Annotated in this window: 15 protein-coding genes; 8 read left to right on the top strand and 7 right to left on the bottom strand. The window is 70.7% G+C overall.

The window, feature by feature from the left end; genetic code table 11:
• Positions 1-1,520, bottom strand: a 1,520-nt coding sequence (locus tag Apa02nite_RS49075) for a hypothetical protein (protein WP_203831292.1), incomplete at its 3' end; no start/stop codon positions are given.
• Between the two features lie 286 nt (positions 1,521-1,806).
• Here Apa02nite_RS49075 and Apa02nite_RS49070 point away from each other — a divergent pair.
• From Apa02nite_RS49070 to Apa02nite_RS49050, 5 genes are all read left to right on the top strand, one after another.
• The gene (locus Apa02nite_RS49070; RefSeq protein ID WP_203831291.1) at positions 1,807-2,424 is read left to right on the top strand and encodes a hypothetical protein; all 618 of its coding nucleotides are present in this window, start codon (positions 1,807-1,809) and stop codon (positions 2,422-2,424) included.
• A 259-nt stretch (positions 2,425-2,683) separates the two neighbouring features.
• The gene (locus Apa02nite_RS49065; RefSeq protein ID WP_203831290.1) at positions 2,684-3,202 is read left to right on the top strand and encodes an RNA polymerase sigma factor; all 519 of its coding nucleotides are present in this window, start codon (positions 2,684-2,686) and stop codon (positions 3,200-3,202) included.
• A gap of 11 nt (positions 3,203-3,213) precedes the next feature.
• A complete protein-coding gene (locus Apa02nite_RS49060; RefSeq protein ID WP_203831289.1) occupies positions 3,214-4,194 on the top strand; it encodes a hypothetical protein in 981 nt (326 codons plus the stop codon).
• Between the two features lie 116 nt (positions 4,195-4,310).
• Complete coding sequence (locus Apa02nite_RS49055; RefSeq protein ID WP_203831288.1) at positions 4,311-6,464, top strand: ATP-binding protein; 2,154 nt, start codon at positions 4,311-4,313, stop codon at positions 6,462-6,464.
• A 47-nt stretch (positions 6,465-6,511) separates the two neighbouring features.
• Positions 6,512-7,222, top strand: coding sequence for an alpha/beta fold hydrolase (locus tag Apa02nite_RS49050; protein ID WP_239165115.1), 711 nt, complete (start codon positions 6,512-6,514; stop codon positions 7,220-7,222).
• 137 nt (positions 7,223-7,359) lie between these two features.
• Here the strand turns inward: Apa02nite_RS49050 and Apa02nite_RS49045 are convergent, their stop codons facing one another.
• Entirely contained in the window at positions 7,360-8,793 is a 1,434-nt protein-coding gene (locus Apa02nite_RS49045) for an acyl-CoA carboxylase subunit beta (protein WP_203831286.1), read from the bottom strand.
• 62 nt (positions 8,794-8,855) lie between these two features.
• Entirely contained in the window at positions 8,856-9,479 is a 624-nt protein-coding gene (locus tag Apa02nite_RS49040; protein ID WP_203831285.1) for a response regulator, read from the bottom strand.
• On the opposite strand from Apa02nite_RS49040, the gene Apa02nite_RS52530 reads away from it, so the two are divergent.
• The gene (locus Apa02nite_RS52530) at positions 9,472-9,921 is read left to right on the top strand and encodes an RNA-guided endonuclease InsQ/TnpB family protein (protein ID WP_203831284.1); all 450 of its coding nucleotides are present in this window, start codon (positions 9,472-9,474) and stop codon (positions 9,919-9,921) included. The genes Apa02nite_RS49040 and Apa02nite_RS52530 overlap by 8 nt on opposite strands.
• Positions 9,922-9,935: 14 nt before the next feature.
• Here the strand turns inward: Apa02nite_RS52530 and Apa02nite_RS49030 are convergent, their stop codons facing one another.
• Genes Apa02nite_RS49030 through Apa02nite_RS49020 form a run of 3 tightly spaced genes read right to left on the bottom strand, consistent with a single transcriptional unit; the run spans position 9,936 to position 12,780 of the window.
• Positions 9,936-11,129, bottom strand: a complete 1,194-nt coding sequence (locus Apa02nite_RS49030) for a sensor histidine kinase (protein ID WP_203831283.1) — start codon at positions 11,127-11,129, stop codon at positions 9,936-9,938.
• Positions 11,087-11,938: an ABC transporter permease gene (locus Apa02nite_RS49025; protein WP_239165114.1), complete on the bottom strand. Its 852-nt coding sequence runs from the start codon at positions 11,936-11,938 to the stop codon at positions 11,087-11,089. Before Apa02nite_RS49025 ends, Apa02nite_RS49030 begins: the two co-directional genes overlap by 43 nt.
• Positions 11,935-12,780 (bottom strand): ABC transporter ATP-binding protein, encoded by an 846-nt coding sequence (locus Apa02nite_RS49020; RefSeq protein ID WP_203831282.1) that lies wholly within the window; start codon positions 12,778-12,780, stop codon positions 11,935-11,937. The genes Apa02nite_RS49025 and Apa02nite_RS49020 overlap by 4 nt, the downstream gene beginning before the upstream one ends.
• A 101-nt stretch (positions 12,781-12,881) precedes the next feature.
• Between Apa02nite_RS49020 and Apa02nite_RS49015 the strand changes: the two genes are divergently transcribed.
• Positions 12,882-13,745 carry a metallophosphoesterase family protein gene (locus Apa02nite_RS49015; RefSeq protein ID WP_373873109.1) on the top strand — a complete coding sequence of 288 codons (864 nt, stop codon included), beginning with the start codon at positions 12,882-12,884 and terminating at the stop codon, positions 13,743-13,745.
• 17 nt (positions 13,746-13,762) lie between these two features.
• On the opposite strand, the gene Apa02nite_RS49010 is transcribed toward Apa02nite_RS49015, so the two are convergent.
• Entirely contained in the window at positions 13,763-16,546 is a 2,784-nt protein-coding gene (locus tag Apa02nite_RS49010) for a helix-turn-helix transcriptional regulator (RefSeq protein ID WP_203831280.1), read from the bottom strand.
• 539 nt (positions 16,547-17,085) lie between these two features.
• Between Apa02nite_RS49010 and Apa02nite_RS49005 the strand changes: the two genes are divergently transcribed.
• Positions 17,086-18,204, top strand: coding sequence for an agmatinase family protein (locus tag Apa02nite_RS49005; RefSeq protein ID WP_067701276.1), 1,119 nt, complete (start codon positions 17,086-17,088; stop codon positions 18,202-18,204).
• Positions 18,205-18,220: the final 16 nt, after the last annotated feature.

The following is an 18,220-nucleotide window of genomic DNA, read 5'->3' as shown; positions in this document are numbered from 1 at the left end:
CAGAAGTCCAGGTACTCGTATTCGACGCTTTCCAGCCAATCGGTCAGCTCTGTGAGTTGCTCTTGGGTGATGCCGTAGGCGACCCATTCGTCCTGCTGGTCAAGCCGGAGGAACCCTTTTCCGGCGAAGGCGCGCCGCAAGTAGTCGGTGAAGGCCAGGCCATGCTCCTCGTCCCGGACGAGCGGATCTGCCCCGGCGTAGGGTAGCCAGACCGAGTATGGAGCCCCGCCGCTGATGTTGGCCTTGTGCAGATAGTCGGCGGCGACGGTGATTTCCAGCGGGCCGGCGATTTCGGGATGCAGCTTTACCAGCCTCTTCTGCCAGTTCTCGACTGAGTACCACGCCGTGCTGAGGTCGATGATCTCCAGTGGGTCGGCGACCGTGAGTTGTTCGGGCACGGCAGGCGGGAACGGGGCGTCCCAGGTGTCGCGCGGGACGAAGTCGATCGTTCCGACGATGCGCCAGAAGGCGGCCAGTGCCGGCGGCACCGCCGATCCGGTGACCTGTTCCAATTGCCGCAGCCGATCCTCGACATCCGCGGCGGGGCCCGGTAGTGCCTGCTCGCTGGTGATCGGCCAACCGCGAGCGATGAGAGCAGCGGTGAGGCCGGCGGCGTTTCGCCGGACACGATCCATGGTCAGTGCGGCTACCTGCTCGACCTCCGCGCGCCACAGGTCGTCGAGGTCGGCGACTGCCCCTAGGTCGCGCCATACCCCTCGATGGTCGCCGTCTCGATAGCGGGCCACGAGATCCCTGGGCCGTGATGGGCCGCCGGCCGGCGCTCTTGTCCGCGCCGTCCGCACAGCTCTGGCAGCGTCCAGTACGGGACCGGTAACTGCTGGATCGGCGTATCTGAGCACTTGGCGGGCCGGGTGGCCCAGGACTTCATGGTCGCGAAGACCATCGCACAGGTCGAGCCAGCGATAGTCCTGCGACAGCAGAACGCGCAGCTCCTCGGAGTGCCACTCCGGGCCCGATTCGGAAAACGATCGCGGCGACAGGAGATGGAGAGTCTCAGCTGCAGCCGTCAAGCCGGCCGTGGTTGCCAGACGTTCGTCGGAGAAGAGGCCGCCGACGTTGTCCCAGACGGTTCCGTCGTCGGTGAACATAACCTTCAAGGCCATGAAGCGACCGAAGTGCTCGTGGTCATGGATCCCGCTCCGTAGGGCATTGCGGGCCTCGGCGGTCCCGATCCCGAAGAGCGCGTGAGCGGCCGCTACCGCGACGGGATCGACGGGGCACTCCTGCCACAGCCTGATCAAGGTCGGAACGGCCGGCTCGTACCGCAGCCGACCAAGTTCGCGAACCTGATCGGCAACCAACTGCCACCCGGCGACACCGCGTATGGCGGCGATACTTTTCTCCTGGTACGCCTTTGCCTCGCTCGCGGTGAGACTGCTCCATGCCTCGATGCTGACCCGGGCCTGGCTTCCGACCTCCGGCCATCCGGCAAGAGCCGTGAGGAGCGACCCCAACACACCCGCGCCATCGATCTCATCCGCGTCCGAGTCACCAGTCACGCGCACAGTATGTCAGCGGCCAGGTGCTGATCCACAGTCGCTCAGCGTAATCGGCGGCAGAGCCGGATACCCCGCGCGCCGGCCGCGGACCGCTACCACTGGCCACACACCATCCGCGGAAGAGGACGTCGGAATGGGATGATCCACTCGGGCTGATAGGCGAGGCAAAGGCGGTACTGACGTCGATGCTTGACGATGCCGCAACAGGCTTGACCGCACCGGCTTCGGCCGGTTCCCGTCCCGATTCTTCGCGCTCCGGCTGGCGTGTGGGTGCGACGATCCGAATATGACGAACGTCGTGACGCCGTCCGGCCTTCCGCCACGGGCGGCTGTGGTGGGGGTCGTCACCGGGCTGTTCCTGATGGCGTTCTTCACGCTGTTGTGGTCGGGCAACACGTTCGCGGCCTGGCCGGTGACGGTCGCGTGGCCGATCTGGGCGGTGTTCGCGCTGCTCGCCCTGGGTTTCGTCGCGCAGGGCGTGCGGCTGATCCGGGCCCGTAAGCGGTTCCCGGCAGAGCTGTCCGAGGCCGACGCGCAGTACCGGCGCACCAGCGGCCGGGCGTTCGGCATGATCTTCGGCGCCGAGGGCCTGGCGATCGGGATCGTAGTGATGATCCTCAACGCGACCGGACACCCCGGCTACGTGGTCCCGGCCATCGCGCTCATCGTCGGCTTGCACTTCTACCCGATGGCCCGGGTCTTCCAGCGCACCATCGACCTGTACCTCGCCACCTGGACAACCGTGGTCGGGCTGGCCGGAATCGTGGCCCTGGCCGCGGGCGCCCCGCTCGCTCAGGTCACCGGATTCGTCGCCGTCGGTGCGGCCCTGGCCACCACCGCCTACGGCCTCTACATCGCCCGGGAGGCGGGCCGCCTGATCCGCCGGTCCCGGCCCGCGGCGTAACCGGGCAGAGCAGCGCGAAGACGGGAAACAAAAGACCATTGCCCTTGTTTTCGCAGGTCACCGCCTTGATCTTGACGTGCGCCCGCAGGGACTCGGACCCCTAACCTTCTGGTCCGTAGGCCGCCAGGATCTCCCGCCGCAGCTGCGATCAACGAGCACGCGGCCCGTCCGGACGGATCGACGTGGAATACCGGTAATCATCGGCCGTCTGGGGACACAAACGTTCATGAGAGCGTGACGTGCCTGATGAGGGAGACCGATGAAAGCACCCGATGTCCGGGGCGAAGCTTGGTTCACTGACCTGTACACGACTTGTCACGCCCCGGTGACCCGTTACGGGATGCGCAGGCTGAGCAGCGTGGACAGCGCCCGTGAACTGGCCCAGGAGGTTTTCGTCGTGGCGTGGCGGCGCCGGCTCGACATACCCGGCCATGCCCTGCCCTGGCTCTACGGCGTGGCCCGGCGATTGCTCGCCAACTACTACCGCACCGAACGCGCCACGTCGGCCCCACAGATCGACACCGCCGTCGCGGACGACGTGGGCCTGGTGAACACCGTCGTCGACCTGCGCGCGGCCATGGCCACGCTGACCGACAACGATCAGGAAGTGCTGCGCCTGATCGGCTGGGAGGAACTGAGCCTGCCCGAGGCGGCCGTCGTACTGGGTTGTAGCCGGGCGACCGCGGCGGTCCGGCTGCACCGGGCACGGCGCCGGCTCTCCGCCGCGATGACGGCGTGCGGCAACCCGATGAACAACCCTGCGGCGGTGCCGCTGTGAGGAGGATCGAAATGCTCAGCGAACGTACACGTGCCTTGCTGGCTCCTGCCGACCCGGCGCGTGGCCGGCCCGTACCCCCGCCGTTGCTGGCCGCCCACGACCTGATCGTCAAGGCGGAGCAGGAGGCCGGTGACACGACACGGCGCGCACCGCGGGTCGGGCGCAGGCTGGTCCTGGCGTCCGCGGCCGCGTTGGCGGCGGCCACGGCGGTGGCTGCCGTTCACCGCGACCACGACGCTCCGGCAACCCTGCCGACCGGCGGCGGCCTCGTGGTGCGGCCCGTCGCGTACGCGATCCCCGACCACCCGCCGGCCGCCGCGAACCACCTGCGCGAGTTGGCGGACCGCATCGGCGACGCGCCCTGGGACACGGAGACCGGCCTCTACACCTTCCACCACGTCCAGGAGTGGGGCACATTCGGCGCGGGCGCCGAAGACGGCCGCTACTACAAAGCTGCCGTGGACGACCATTACAACTGGTTCGCAGCAGACGGCGCGGGCCGATGGGTGTGGAAGCACCTGCCCGCGCAGTACCGCGACGAGGCCTCGCGGGCCTACTTCGAAGCCCACCACGACTTTCTCGACCAGCGCGCCGACTCACAGGGCAACTCGGCGCCCTGGAACCGGCCCCCACTGCCCACCGGCACGGCAGCCCTGTCCTCGGTGCTCGACGTCGCCGAGCCGAGCAACGTGCCCGACCGGCTGACCAAGCTGTACACCGACTATGCGGTTCCCCGGGCGACCAGGGCCCAACTACTGCGCCTCCTCGCCGGGCTTTCCGGCTACACCTGGCGCGGTCCCGTCCTCGACCGTGCGGGCCGGGCCGGGGTGGCAGTCACCTACCAGCCGCCGTACGACTACCAGGAACTGCTGATCTTCGACCCCGGCACGGGGGCGCTGCTGGCCCACGAAACCTTGTCCGAACAAGGCACCGCCTCCGTCTCGCGGTACGTGCTCATCCTTGAGACCAGACTCACCGCGACCACCCGCTGACCAAGCGACCGTCCACCCACCGGAGCCCGTCACCGACGTCGCGGCTGGTCCGCCGTTCCGCCACTGCCAGGCACGCGCGGCAACGGCGCTCGATGGCAGGCACATACGCTCGCCCGATGGAACTCATCGGCCGACGTCGCGAGCTTGCCGCGATAGAAGGCCTTCTCGACCGATCGTCGCGTGGCAGCGGCGCGGTACTGGTCGTCGTCGGGCCTCGTGGGTCGGGCAAGACCGCGCTGGCCGATGCCGCCATAGCCGCCGCCCGATCGCGTGGTCTGCCGGTGACTCGGACCGCCACCGGCGCTGCCGGACCCCGCCTTGTCGTCCTGGACGGTATCCGTGCACCTATCGACCACCCGGACCAACTCGCCGCCGACGGCGCGGCAGTACTGATCACTGCAACGGATGCCACCGAGCCGCATTTCCGGCTCGCCCCTTTGACCAAGACAGAGCTCGGTCGGCTGCTGACCGGCCGACCCTCCGCAGTGGTGCAAGCAGTCTGGCTGGTGACCGGAGGGCTACCTGGTCCGGCGCTCGACCTCGCGGCGACGGTCGGCGATGACGAAGACGCCATCGTCACGCTGGCGTTGAACACGCTGCCTCGCCTTGAGTTCCTCGTTCCCGACGTCGCGCTGATCCGGCTGCTCGAATCGGCAGCCGCGCAGTCTCGCCCGGCCGGGGTCCGTGCCCGCCTACTGATCCGGCTTGCCCGAGAACTGCTCTATGACCCTTCAGCGGCGCGCCGCCGCCGGGAACTCGTGGCCGAAGCTGTGCGGCTGGCCCGCGGGGCCGGGGACGCCGGGACACTGGCCGAAGTTCTGGACGGCCGGTTGCACGCACTCTGGGATCCGGCGGCGGCCCGAGACCGGCTCGCCTCCGCATCCGAAATCGTCGAGCTTGCACGGCAGGCCGGCGACACCTCAGCCGAGTTGCGGGGCCTGTTCTGGCGGTTCACGGCATTGGTCGAGCTGGGTGATCTAGAAGCGGCTGAGGCAGTTCTGACAACGTATGCCCGAACGGCTGAGCTCGCTGGCGACGCGCAAGCCGCCGTCGTGGTCCTGTCGCGCCAAGCCGAGCTTGCCTTGGTACGCGGCCGTTTCGACCTCGCTGCAGCGCTGACCGCCGAGGTGGCGACAGCCGGTCGCCGGGCCGGGCTGGCCGACACCGTGCGGCTGACCGCGTCGTTGACCGGACGCCTCGCGATGCTGCGCGGTGAGGCCGATCAGCACATCGCGCCGCTGCAGGACCTCGCACGGCGGCTGCCCGGACAGTTCTTCGAGGCCACGGCAGCTCGGGTCATGGCCGAGGCCGGCCGGAACGATGAGGCCCTACTGGAACTCGACCGGCTGCTGCCGGCGGTGCTTGCCGGAATTGGTCCCCGATGGCTCGGCGCAGTCGCCGATCTGGCATTTGTGGCGGCCCGCAGCGGCGATCCGGCCTCGGCACAGCACCTGTACGACGCACTGACGCCGTACCAGGGCAGGCTTGTCGTCTGGGGCGGAGCGAACACGATCGCCGGGCCGGTCGACGAATACCTCGGGCGTCTCGCCGGACGACTCGGACGGTCCGAGCAGGCCCTGGCGCACCTCAATCAGGCCGTGATTCTCGAGGAACGACTCGGCGCTTTGCCATGGCTGGCCACGACCCTCGCCATCCGCGACCAGCCAGGCGACCAAGAACGGTCGCGTTCCATCGCGGCCCGCCTCGGTCTCGCGGCGGTCGCGGCAGGCGACGAATGGCGGCTACTGCGCGAGGGCACCGAATGGCGTCTGGAGGCCGGAGCCGAAACCGTTCGCCTCAGAGACGTCCGGGGACTGCACTACCTGCGGACGTTGTTGATGTCTCCCGGACAGGAGATAGCCGCATCGGACCTGATCGCCGGCGGGTCCGGCCTGCGAGTTCCGCCCGGTGAACCGGTGCTGGACGCGGCCGGCCGCCGCGCTTACCAACGTCGGCTGGCGACGCTGGAGGAACAGCTTGACGCCGCCGATCGAGCCGGTGACGTCACGCGAGCGCAAACCCTGGCCCAGGAGCGCACCGCGCTCGTCACCGAGTTGCGCACCCAAAGCGGGACCGGCGTCAGATCGAGGCGCCAGAGCTCCGAGGGCGAACGAGCCCGGGTCAATGCCACCCGGGCGCTGAGCACCGTGCTGAGACGCCTCGAGACAACCGCTCCGCTCGTCGCGGTTCACCTGCGGGCATCCCTGCGGACCGGCAGCTATTTCCGTTACCACCCGGCACCCGGCGGACCGCGGCACTGGCGGGTATGACCCACACGACGAACAATTCGTTCCAGGACTTGTTACGCATCAGGAGTATGCCCGACCTGTTGCTGCTTCACGGCCTGACCTACGACCACCGCATCTGGGAGCCACTCCGCGACAAGCTCGGTCCGGCCTGCCGGGTACTCGCCGTGGACCTTCCCGGCCATGGCACCTCGCCCCGGCGACCGTCATACGCCATGACCGAGGTCGCCGACATCATCCACGAACAGGTCGTCGCCGCCGGACTCACCAAACCCGTCGTGGTGGGGCACTCCGTCGGCGCGATCATCGCCACGACCTACGCGGCACGATTCCCCGCGACAGCCGTCCTCAACCTCGACCAGTTTCTGCGTCCCGGCACCTTCTTCGCTACCGTCCGCGCCGCCGAACCAATGCTGCGCGGCCCCGAATGGAAGCAGTTCTGGAATCGCATGCTCACCGAGATGGGCGTCGAGTCGCTGCCGGAACCTGGCCGCAGACTTGTCGAGACCGCAACAGATCCACGGCCGGATCTGCTGCTCGGATACTGGGACGAGATCCTGCACCGCTCCGACGCGGCGATCGACGGCCAGCGGCGGCAGGAACTGGAGACCATCGCCGCGAACGGGATCGACTATCACTGGGTGACGGCGACGGAGCCTCCCGCGCAGTACCTGCAATGGCTGCGGTCAATCATCCCCGAGGTCCGGGTGACAATCCTGCCGGGCGGGCACTTTCCCCACGTCGTCCACCCGGCCGCTATCGCCGGTTTGATCGCCAGGTAATGCGCACGACGAAGTGGTACGAAAGTCCGGCTCACTGCCCGCAGCAGATCACGGTCAGGCACCGGCCCGATGACGGCCCCGACCGGGAGATGACCACGAGTGGCATGCCGACGCGCGCACGGTCGAGACGATCGGGGTCAGAGCGGGATGTTGGTGTGGGTGCCGCGGCGGGGAGCGGCGGTGGCGAGGGCCTCGGCCAGGGCGCGGCGGGTGTCGGACGGGTTGATTACGGCGTCGACGATGCCCAGGTCGACGGCGCGGTCGAGGCCGCCGGCGGTGCGGGTCTGTTCGGCGATCAGGTGGGTGCGCAGGGCCGGCAGGTCGGCCGGGTCGGTGGTGGCGAGGCGTTTGCGGTGCAGGACCTCGACGGCGGCCTCGGCGCCCATGACGGCGATCTCGGCCTGCGGCCAGGCGAACACGGCGGTGGCGCCCAGACCGCGGGAGTTCATCGCGATGTAGGCGCCGCCGTAGGCTTTGCGGGTCACCAGGGTCACGCGCGGGACGACCGCCTCGGCGAAGGCGTGCAGCAGCTTGGCGCCGCGGCGGATCACACCACCCCACTCCTGGTCGACGCCGGGCAGGTAGCCGGGCACGTCGACCACGACCACCAGCGGGACGCCGAGCGCGTCACACATGCGTACGAATCGGGAAGCCTTTTCGGCACTGAGCGAGTCGAGGCAGCCGCCCTTGCGTACCGGATTGTTTGCCACGACGCCCACCGCGCGCCCGGCGAACCGGCCGAGACCCACCACGATGTTCCGCGCCCACAGCGGCTGGAGTTCGACCAGGCTGGAGCCGCCGTCGGGCAGGTCGTCGAGCAGCGCGGTCAGCAGCGGGTGCACGTCGTAGGCGCGGCGGGGCCGCTCAGGAAGCAGCGCCAGCAGGTCTTTCGGCGTCTCGGCCAGCGCCGGGTCGATCGTGCCGGGGTCGCCCAGCAGCGCGGTGAGCCGCTGGGTCACCGCGAACGCCTCCGCCTCCGTCGTGGTGACGACGTGGGCGACGCCGGAGGTGCGGCCGTGCACCTCGGGGCCGCCGAGGGTCACCAGGTCGACCTGCTCGCCGGTCACGCTGCGGATCACGTCGGGTCCGGTGATCAGCATCCGGCCGGTGCCGGCCAGCACGACGATATCGGTCAGGGCGGGGCCGTAGGCGGCGGCGCCGGCGGCTGGGCCGACGATGACGGACAGCTGGGGTACGCGCCCGGAGGCGGCCGTCATCGCGGCGAACATCCGGGCCATGCCGTGCATCGACGTCACGCCGTCAGCCAGGCGCGCACCGCCGGAGTGCCAGACGCCCAGCACCGGGCGGCCGTCGCGGACACCCGCCTCGATCGCCGCCACGATGTGATCAGCGCCGCCGGAGCCCAGTGCGCCGGCGATGCGGGTGGCGTCGGTGCAGTACGCGTACACCGGCAGGCCGCCGACCGCGCCCGCGACGGCGAGCACGCCACTGTCGTCGGCCGGGTGCAGGGCCACGATGCTGCCGGGGTCGAGCAGGTAGCCGAGGCGGACCAGGGGCGAGCGGGCGTCCGCCGCGACAGCGACGGACCCCTCGAGATCGTCGACCGTCATGGCGTCAGGGTGGGTGCCGCCGGCGGTGGGCGGCACCCGTAACGAACCCCTGTCGCGGCTGGTCAGCCGAGCAGGCCGGCGTGCGTCGCGGCCATCACCGCGGCGGTGCGATCGGACACCTCGAGCTTCGCGAAGATCCTGACGAAGTAGGTCTTCACGGTGGCCTCGGTGATGATCAGTTCGCGGCCGATGTCCGCGTTGGTGAGCCCCCTGGCCGCCAGGCGCAGCACCTCGGCCTCGCGGGGCGACAGGGTCTCCGGCCGGGGCCGGCGGACACGGTCCATCAGCTTGGCGGCGACCGACGGCGACAGGACGGTCTCCCCGCGCGCCGCCGCCCGGATCGCCTGGGCCAGGTCGGCGGGGGAGGTGTCCTTGAGCAGGTATCCGGCGGCGCCGGCTTCGACGGCGCGCAGGATGTCGCCGTCGGACTCGTACGTCGTCAGGATCACCACCTGCGTGCCGGGCAGCTCGCCGCGGATCGTGGCGGTGGCGCTCACCCCGTCACCGCCGGGCATCCGCAGGTCCATCAGCACGACGTCCGGCGTCAGCTCGCGTGCCGCCTCGACCGCGGTCGCGCCGGAGTTCGCCTCGCCGACGACGGTCAGCCCGGTGTCGTGGTCGAGCATGGCGCGGATGCCGATCCGGATCACCGGGTGATCGTCGACCAGCAGGACGGAGATGGCCATCGGATTCCTTCGTGGATACTCCGGCTTTCAGGCCGGGGAGGAAACGGAACGCTTGCCGAGCAGGGCAGGGAAAGCCGATCTGTCGTCGAGGCGGATAGGCGTCCAGCCGCTGGGGGTCGCCGGAAGATCCGCTACCGAGTACAAAGCCGATTGGCGCGGCCGGACTCTGGTGGCGGTCGACCGCTGGTTTCCCAGCTCGAAACTGTGCTCGGCGTGTGGTGTCGTCGCCGAGCAGATGCCGTTGGACGTGCGGGAGTGGACCTGCGGATGCGGTGTGGTGCATGACCGGGATGTGAACGCGGCCCGCAACATTCTCGCGGAGGGGCTCTCCGTGATCGCCTGTGGAGGCGGTGTAAGACCTCAACGAGGATCCTCTCGGACGAGGCAGTCGTCGATGAAGCAGGAACCCCCGGGGGCAACCCAGGGAATCTCCGCCGGTTAGGGCGGGGAGGACTGTCAAGAGGGCACCTGAATCCGGATGCGGGTGCCCGTGCCGGGCGCCGAGTCGATGTGCAACTGCCCGCCGACCGCGTGCAGCCGGCGCCGCATCAGCGGCAGCCCGTGCCCGGACGGCGTGATGCCGGGGGTGAAGCCCCGCCCGTCGTCGCTGATCTCCAAGCTGATCCCGTCGTCGCCGGAGGTGAGGGTGACGTCGACCCGCTCGGCGCCCGCGTGCTTGCGGACGTTGCTCAGTGCCTCCTGCGCCAGCCGCAGCAGGTCGACGTTGAGGGCGGTGTCGCCGGGGTCCGTCGTGCCGTCGATGCGCAGGCGCGCGTCGATGCCGTGCACGTCGCGCAGCCGGTCGACCTCGCGGCCCAGGGTGTCGGCCAGCGAGGCGGGTTCGGCCTCGGGCAGCGGGCGCGACGCGATCAGCGCCCGCGCGTCGGCCAGGTTGTCGCGGGTGGTCGCCTCGGCCAGCGCGAGCAGGTACCGGGCCCGTTCCGCGTCGGTGTCCAGCGTCGCGCCGGCCGCCTGCACCAGCATGATCGTGCTGGACAGGCCTTGGGCGAGGGTGTCGTGCAGGGCGTCGGCGACCTGCTCGCGTTCGGCGACCCGGCCGGCCTCGTAGGACAGCCGGCCCACCTCGGAGCGGGTGCGCCGCAACTCGTGGATCAAGTCCGCGCGCTGGGTGCTTTGCCGGATGATGGAGCTCGCCCAGACGCCGAGCAGCACCGACAGGACCGCGCCGGCCACGGCGACCGGCAGCAGCGCACCGGCCGGCGCGCCGGCGAGCCAGACCAGGTTGAGCACCAGCACCACCGGGGTGCCGACGACCGGGCCGACCGTCATGAACACCGGGCCGCAGAGGGCGAACAGGATGAACGCGCTGGCCGGGGCGAGCAGCACGGCGGCGGTGAAGACGACCACCACGCCGAGCTGGTAGAGCAGGGCCGTGCGGCTGCCGCGCGCGGCCCGGATCAACCGGCGGCCCAGTAGCAGGTGCGCGGCGAGCAGCACGGCCAGCAGCCCGGCCGCCGCGGCGCGCCGGACCGGGGTGGCCTCCCCGGTGAGCAGCACGGCCGCGAGGCTGCCCAGTGCGGCGACGACGAAGTACGCGTCCCACAGCGGCTGCCAGCGCAGCCACTCGTCGGGCGCGGGCAGCGCGGTCACCCGTCCTTGCGGCCCTGCCAGCGGAACGTGGTCAGGCACAGGATCACCCCTCCGAGGCACCAGGCGCCGAGGACCAGCGCGATGCGGCCGTGCTCCCAGGCACCGGCCGGCTCCATGGCGGCCGCGGAGTCGGGCAGGAACACCGAGCGGAAGCCCTGCGCCATCCATTTGAGCGGGAACAGCGCCCCGATCTGCTGCAACGGGGCCGGCAGCGTCGTGAGCGGCACGATGAAGATGCCGGAGACGAATTGCAGGATGAGGAACGGCAGGTTGACGATCGGCGCGGCGGCGCGCACCGATCGCGGGACGCTGCTCATCGCCGTGCCGAGCAGGGCGCAGCCGATGACGCCCAGCAGCAGGATCCAGGTGAAGGTGGCCCAGCGGGTGGCGTCGGCCGGGAGCGGCAGGTCGTAGAAGGCCATGCCGACGGCCAGCACGATCGCGACCTCGGCGGCCGCGGTCACCAGAACCAGGACGATCTTGCCGGCGAAGTATGCGATCGGTGGCATCGGCACCCCGCGCAGCCGCTTGAGCGTGCCGTCCTCGCGGTCGCTGGTGATGCTGGTGGCCAGGTTGACGAAGCAGGTGGAACCGATGCCGGCGGCGATCATGCCGGCGACCAGCAGCTGGCTGGCCGGGATGCCGCTGCCAGCGATCTGCTTGTCGAAGATCGAGCCGAGCAGCACGAGCAGCACGACCGGCAACGCGAACGTGAAGATGACCGCGGTGCGTTCGCGGAAGAACTGGCGCAGCTCGACGCCGGCGCGGGCCGCGCACAGCGAGACGACCGAGGGTTCGCGCAGGGCGCGCTCGATCGGTGCGGGGCGTTCGGTGGTCGACGCGGTCACTGGGGGCTTCCGATCAGGTCGAGGTAGATGTCTTCCAGGGACGGCCGCCGCACGGCGAGGTGCGGGATCTCCGGCCCGAGCCGGTCGGCGAGCTCGCGCACGGCCGCGGTGGGCTCCGCGGTACGCAGGGTGCGAGGCGTGCCGTCCTCGATCCAGCTCACCTCGGCCTCGGCAGTGGCGCGGCCACCGAGCTCGGCCGGGGTGTCGACGGCCAGGATCCGCCCGGCGGCGATGACGCCGACCCGGTCGGCCAGCGTCTCCGCCTCGTCGAGGTAGTGGGTGGTGAGCAGGATCGTGGTGGCGTCCTGTGCGGACAGCAGGCGGATCAGCGCCCAGAACTGGCGGCGGGCCTCCGGGTCGAAGCCGGTCGTCGGTTCGTCGAGGAACAGCAGCCGGGGCCGTCCGATCACCCCGATCGCGACGTCGACGCGCCGGCGCTGACCGCCGGAGAGCGTACGGACCTTGGCGCCGGCCTTGGCGGTCAGCCCGACCAGGTCGATCACCTCGTCGGCCGGCCGGGGGTCGGGGTAGTAGCGGGCGAAGTGCCGGACCGTCTCGGCGACGGTCATGTCGGCCATGTCGGAGGCGCTCTGCAGGACCAGCCCGATGCCGTAACGCCAGCGGCGCGACGCCCGCTGCGGGTCCTCGCCGAGCACCCGTACCTCGCCGGCGTCGCGCTTGCGGAAGCCCTCGAGGATTTCCACCGTGGTCGTCTTGCCGGCGCCGTTGGGGCCGAGCAGGGCGAAGATCTCGCCTTCGGCGATGTCGAGGTCCACCCCGTCGACGGCGGTGGAGCCCTGGTAGTGCTTGCGGAGGCCACGTACCCGTACTGCGTCTGTCACGGTGCCAGCCTCCGGCAGCGGGTTCGGCGGCCGCGAGATCCGGCCGAGCGACAGCCGTGTCCATCGATCGATGGACACGCCCGGACCGGGGTCCGGCAGGGGTGTGCGGCGCCGGGCGCCGGTTCTACCCTGCTGCGGTGAGCACCCCGGGTTTGTACGCCATCAGCGATCTCCACGTGTCCTACGCCGAGAATCGGGAGATCGTCGAGGGCCTGCGACCGGCCGACGACGGTGACTGGCTGATCGTCGCCGGCGACGTGGGTGAGGTCTTCGCCGACGTGGTGCGCACACTGGAGCTGCTGGCAGACAGGTTCGCGAAGGTGATCTGGTCGCCGGGCAACCACGAGCTGTGGACGCCACGCGACGATCCGGAGCAGGAACGCGGTGAGGCGCGCTACCGCAAGCTGGTGGATGCGTGCCGGGCGATCGGTGTGGTCACGCCGGAGGACGAGTACCCGGTGTGGCGTGGCGACGGCGGCCCGGTCGTCGTCGCGCCGCTGTTCCTGCTCTACGACTACTCGTTCCGGATGCCGGGCCTGGCGACCAAGGAGGCGTCGCTGGCCCGGGCGTACGAGGTGGGCGTGGTGTGCACCGACGAGATCCTGCTGCACCCGGACCCGTACCCGAGCCGGGAGCAGTGGTGCTGGCAGCGGGTGGCCGAGACCGCGCGGCGGCTCGACGCCGTCGACCCAGGCCTGCGGACCGTGCTGATCAACCACTGGCCGCTGGTCCGCGAGCCCACCCGGATCCTGCGCTACCCGGAGTTCGCCCAGTGGTGCGGCACCGAGCTGACCGCCGACTGGCACGTGAAGTACCGGGCCGCGGCGGCGGTCTACGGCCATCTGCACATCCCCCGCACGACCTGGTACGACGGCGTCCGCTTCGAGGAGGTGTCGGTGGGCTACCCCCGCGAGTGGCGCCAGCGCGGCGGCGCGCCGGGTGTGCTGCGCCGGGTGCTGGACTGACAACGGTTCCACGGCGGTCAGGCCACGTTGCTGATCCGCGGACCGAGCTTGATCAGCAGGTCCGCTCGCCGGGCCACGTCGAGCTTGCGGTAAATCTTGGTCAGGTGCTGTTCCACGGTGCTGACCGTGACGCAGAGCCGGGTGGCGATCTGCCGGTTGGTGCTGCCCTGCGCGGCCAGAGTGGCGACCCGGCGTTCGGCGTCGCTGAGCGAACCGAGCGCCTCCGCGTCGCTGCGGTCGCTGCTGTCGGCGACCACGTCGTCGACGTCGGGCAGCAGCCGGGCCCGCAGCGCGTCGGCCTGGCAGTCGCCGGCCAGGTCGTACGCCCGGCGCACGGTCATCCGGGCGCGGTGGAAGTCGCCCAGCGACCGCTGCGCCTCGCCGAGGTCGGCCAGCGTGTGCGCCAGCAGCAGCCGGTCACCGCAGGCGCGCAGGATCTCGGCGGCCTCGCGCAGCAGCGACGGGCGCTGCCCGAGCGGCACGGTGCCGGCCAGGGCCCGCAGGGTCGCGGCGCGGACCCGGCTGGGCTCCGGGGGAAGCTGGGTGAGTTGGCTCTCGGCCAGTGCGCGGGCCTGGTCCGGCTGGTTGAGGCGCAGGTGGGCGTGTGCGGCGTCGACGCGCCACGGCGCGATCGACGGCAGGTCGAGATCCCAACCGGCGGTCAGGTCCCAGCAGGTGGTGAAGTCGTCGAGGGCGGCCTGCGCACGGCCGCCGGCCAGGTAGTAGCTGCCGCGGGCGCGCAGGAACAGCAGGCCCCACATGGTCTCGAACATGCTGTCCGGCACCGGGTCGTCGAGCAGCCGGCCGGCCTCGGCGAGCCGGCCGCGGGCGACGTGGGCCAGGATCAGCGTGCTGAGCGGGTAGCCGATCGCCGGGCCCCAGCTCTGCCGGGAGATCGCGGCGAGCGCGGCCTCGGCGGAACGTTCGGCCTCGGCGGGCCGGCCGGTGCGCAGCGCGATCTCGGCCCGGATGGCCAGCAGCTGGGCCTGCCAGGACGGGGCGGCGTGCGTACCGGCCTGGCTCAGCAGCCGCTCGGTCCACAGGCTCGCCGTCTCCAGATGGTCGGCGTGGATCAGGATGGTCAGCGCGGCGGCGATGGCGGTCAGGGTCCGCCCGGACAGTGGCGAACGCTGCAGGGCCTGCTCGGCCACCAGCACTCCCGCGCTGGTCGGGCCCTTGTGCAGGGTGTCCAGGGTGTGTGCCAGCGAGTCCGGGATGCTGACCGCGACCTCGGTGGTCCGGCCCGCCGGCAGCGAGGTGGACGCCTCGTCGCGCAGCAGACCGGGCGTGGTGAAGCGGATCCATGCGGTGAGCAGCCGGATCTCGGAGCGCACCGTCGCGTCGGTGTCGGAGCGAGTGATCCCGTCGAGCACCTCGACGGCTTCGACGCTGCGCCCGAGCCAGAGCAAGCAGTGCGCGACGACCATCCGGCCGGCCGCGGTCAGCTGCCCGGCCCGGGCGACGGCCATCAGCTGATCGAGCCGGTGCCCGGCGGCGGCCGGATCGCCACGCCACTCGGCCCGCAGCAGGTCCACCTTGAGTGCGGCGCGCTGCCGGTCGTCGGCCGCGCCGTCGTGGGCCAGGCGCAGCAGGGCGACCGCCGGCGCGGTGTCCCCGGCGGCCAGCAGGCCGTCGACGGCGACGCCGAGCGCCGCGGCGGCCCAGCCCGGGGCCCGGCCGGCGGCGAGCAGGTGCCGGGCGACCGCGAGTGGCGCCGCGCCCTGTTCGTAGAGCAGCCGGGCCGCGCGCAGGTGCAGATCCGTCACGGTGGCCGGCGGCAGCTGGTCGAGCACGGCTTGGCGGGCGCTGGCGTGCGGCAGGCGGCCGTCGCTGATCAGCCCGGCGCTCTCCAGCGCGGCCAGGGTGCGGCTGGCGGCCGCGGTGTCGACCTCGGCGAGGCGGGCGAGGGTGAGGGCGTCGGCCGGCGGGGTGCCGTCGAACAGCGCGGCGGCCGCCAGGATCCGGCGCAGCACCGGGTCACAGCGCTCCACGTAGCGGCGCAGCGCGGTGGTGTACGCGCGGCCCGGCTGCACCTGACCGTCGTGGTCGAGGTGGGGCCCGCCGGCGTCGCGCAGGTCGGCGATGAGTGTGCTGGTCAGCAGCGGGTTGCCGCCGGAGGCTTCGGTGCAGGCCCGCACGAGGGTCTCGCCGGGGCGCTCGCCGAGGGCGTCGGCGAGCAGCTCGCCCACGCCGCGGCGGGTCAGCGGCGGCAGGGCGAGGTGGTGGCCGGCGGCCAGTTCCAGCAGCTCGGCGTAGAGCTGGGGGTCGGACGGCTCGACGAGGTCGCCGCTGGCCACCGCGACCAGGATCCGGGCGTGGCGGATGCGCCGGATCAGGTAGAGCAGGCAGTGCAGCGACAGCGGGTCGACGTGGTGCAGGTCGTCGATCGCGATCAGCAGCGGGGTGTGCTCGGCGCCGGTCAGCAGCGCCGCCGCGGCCGTCGCGAGCAGGGTGCCCAGCCGGGGGTCGGGGATCATCCGGCCGGGGGTGTGGCCGTGGCGCAGTGCCGCACCGTGCACCTCGCGCATCAGTGCGGCGAGGTCCGGGCGTTCGGCGGAGAACGGCAGGTCGGCGCAGAACTGGTTGACCAGGCTCAGCGGCAGCTCCCGCTCGGTGCGGGCGCCGGTGCCGCGCACGACGGCGTAGCCGGCCCGGTGGGCGTGGTCGACCAGGGCGCGCAGCATCGTGGATTTCCCGCTGGCGAGCGAACCGGTGATCGCCAGGACGCGTCCCTCGCCGGCCCGGCAGGCCGCCAGGGCATCGTCGCATGCGGCGAGTTGTTCCTGTCGTTCGACAAACATGCGTGGCTTCTCCTAGAAGTCACCGCCCGTTATCCGGGTTGCGGTGCGGGGGACGCATTCCTTCGTGTGCACGAAAAAATAGACAACCGATAGGGGTGTATCGGTTGCCATCGTTGCGGAATCATTTCCGGGTTTTGTACGGCGCAGCGAGTATGGCATCGGCTGGATGGGTGGAGCAATCAACGCAGCCGTGAACTTTGGACCTTCGTCGGGGTCGCAAATCGGGTACGTACGGCGAAAAGCATCGACCCAAGATCATCTCGTATCCGGGCAAAAAGGGTAGAGACCATGCGGAGCGAGCAGGCGTTATCGCTCTGGGTCATCGAAAACTGGGTGCGCTCCCATGTCGTGTGCGTCTCTTTTGGACGGAAAGTTTAACGGATGATTTCGTGCGTCTGATCTGACCGTGGACGGTCTCTGAAGTAATGCGTCTTAACTGCTAGGGGGTGTGCTGGGGTTGGTCCGTCATTCCGCATTCCGTACGGTCCGGGGCAGGCGCTTGATAATGGCGCCGACAGCTTTCACGGTGAGGAAGTGGCGTGACGGAAAACGGAGCGGGCGAGGACTGGCAGATTCCGGTCGACCGCACCCAGGCACCGGCGCGCGAACCCGGTCCGATCGACCTGCGCCGCAATTTCCTGCAGGCCGCCTACTCCGGCATCCCCACGTTCATGGGGCTGCCGGTCTGCCTCGACCCGGCCGACCTGCGTGCCGGCGGCGTCGACGTCGCGGTGCTCGGCGTGCCGCTGGACTCCTCGTCCGGCCACCGGGGCGCCGCGTACGGCCCCCGCGCGCTGCGCTCCGACGAGCGCTACCTGTTCAACACCCCGGAGCTGCTGATCAGCCCGAGCACCCGGGTCAGCCCGTTCCAGCAGCTCAAGGTCGTCGACTACGGCGACGCCGCGATCGACATCTTCAGTGTGGAGAAGTCGCTGCCGTCGATCGCCGCGACCGTCACCGAGGTCGCACAGACCGGTGCCATCCCGGTCATCCTCGGTGGCGACCACTCGCTGATGATCGCGAGCGTCGGCGCGCTGGCCGACCTCTACGGACCGGACAAGATCGGTGTCGTCCACTTCGACGCCCACCCGGACTGCCACGAGCACATCTTCGGCCACCGCGTCACGCACGGCACCCCGATCTGGCGGCTGATCGAGGAGAAGAAGATCCCCGGCAAGAACTTCATCCAGGTGGGACTGCGCACCCCGACCGGACCCGACGACCAGTTGTTCAACTGGATGCGCCGGCAGGGACTGCGGACCCACTTCATGGTGGAGATCGAGCGCTCCGGCTTCACCGCCGTGCTCGACAAGGTCATCGAGGAAGTGCTCGACGGGCCCGAGTTCGTCTACCTGTCACTCGACATCGACGTGCTCGACCCGGCGTACGCCCCGGGCACCGGCACCCCCGAACCCGGCGGCCTGACCCCGCGCGAGCTGTTCCCGGCGTTCCGGCGCATCTGTGCCGAGACCAACGTCATCGGCATCGACGTGGTCGAGGTCGCCCCGCACCTGGACCCCGGTTACACCACGACCATGAACGCGCGCCGGGCCATCTTCGAGGGCCTGACCGGCCTGGCCATGAAGAAGGCCGGGATGGTCAGCACCGACTACGTCAACCCGATCGCCTCCGGCCAGCTCAAGTTCCCGCTGGTCTGACGCGTCCGCCCGTAAC

Source organism: Actinoplanes palleronii, from assembly GCF_016862315.1.
GTDB classification, from domain to species: domain Bacteria; phylum Actinomycetota; class Actinomycetes; order Mycobacteriales; family Micromonosporaceae; genus Actinoplanes; species Actinoplanes palleronii.
This window is presented reverse-complemented; position numbering and strand designations above follow the sequence as displayed.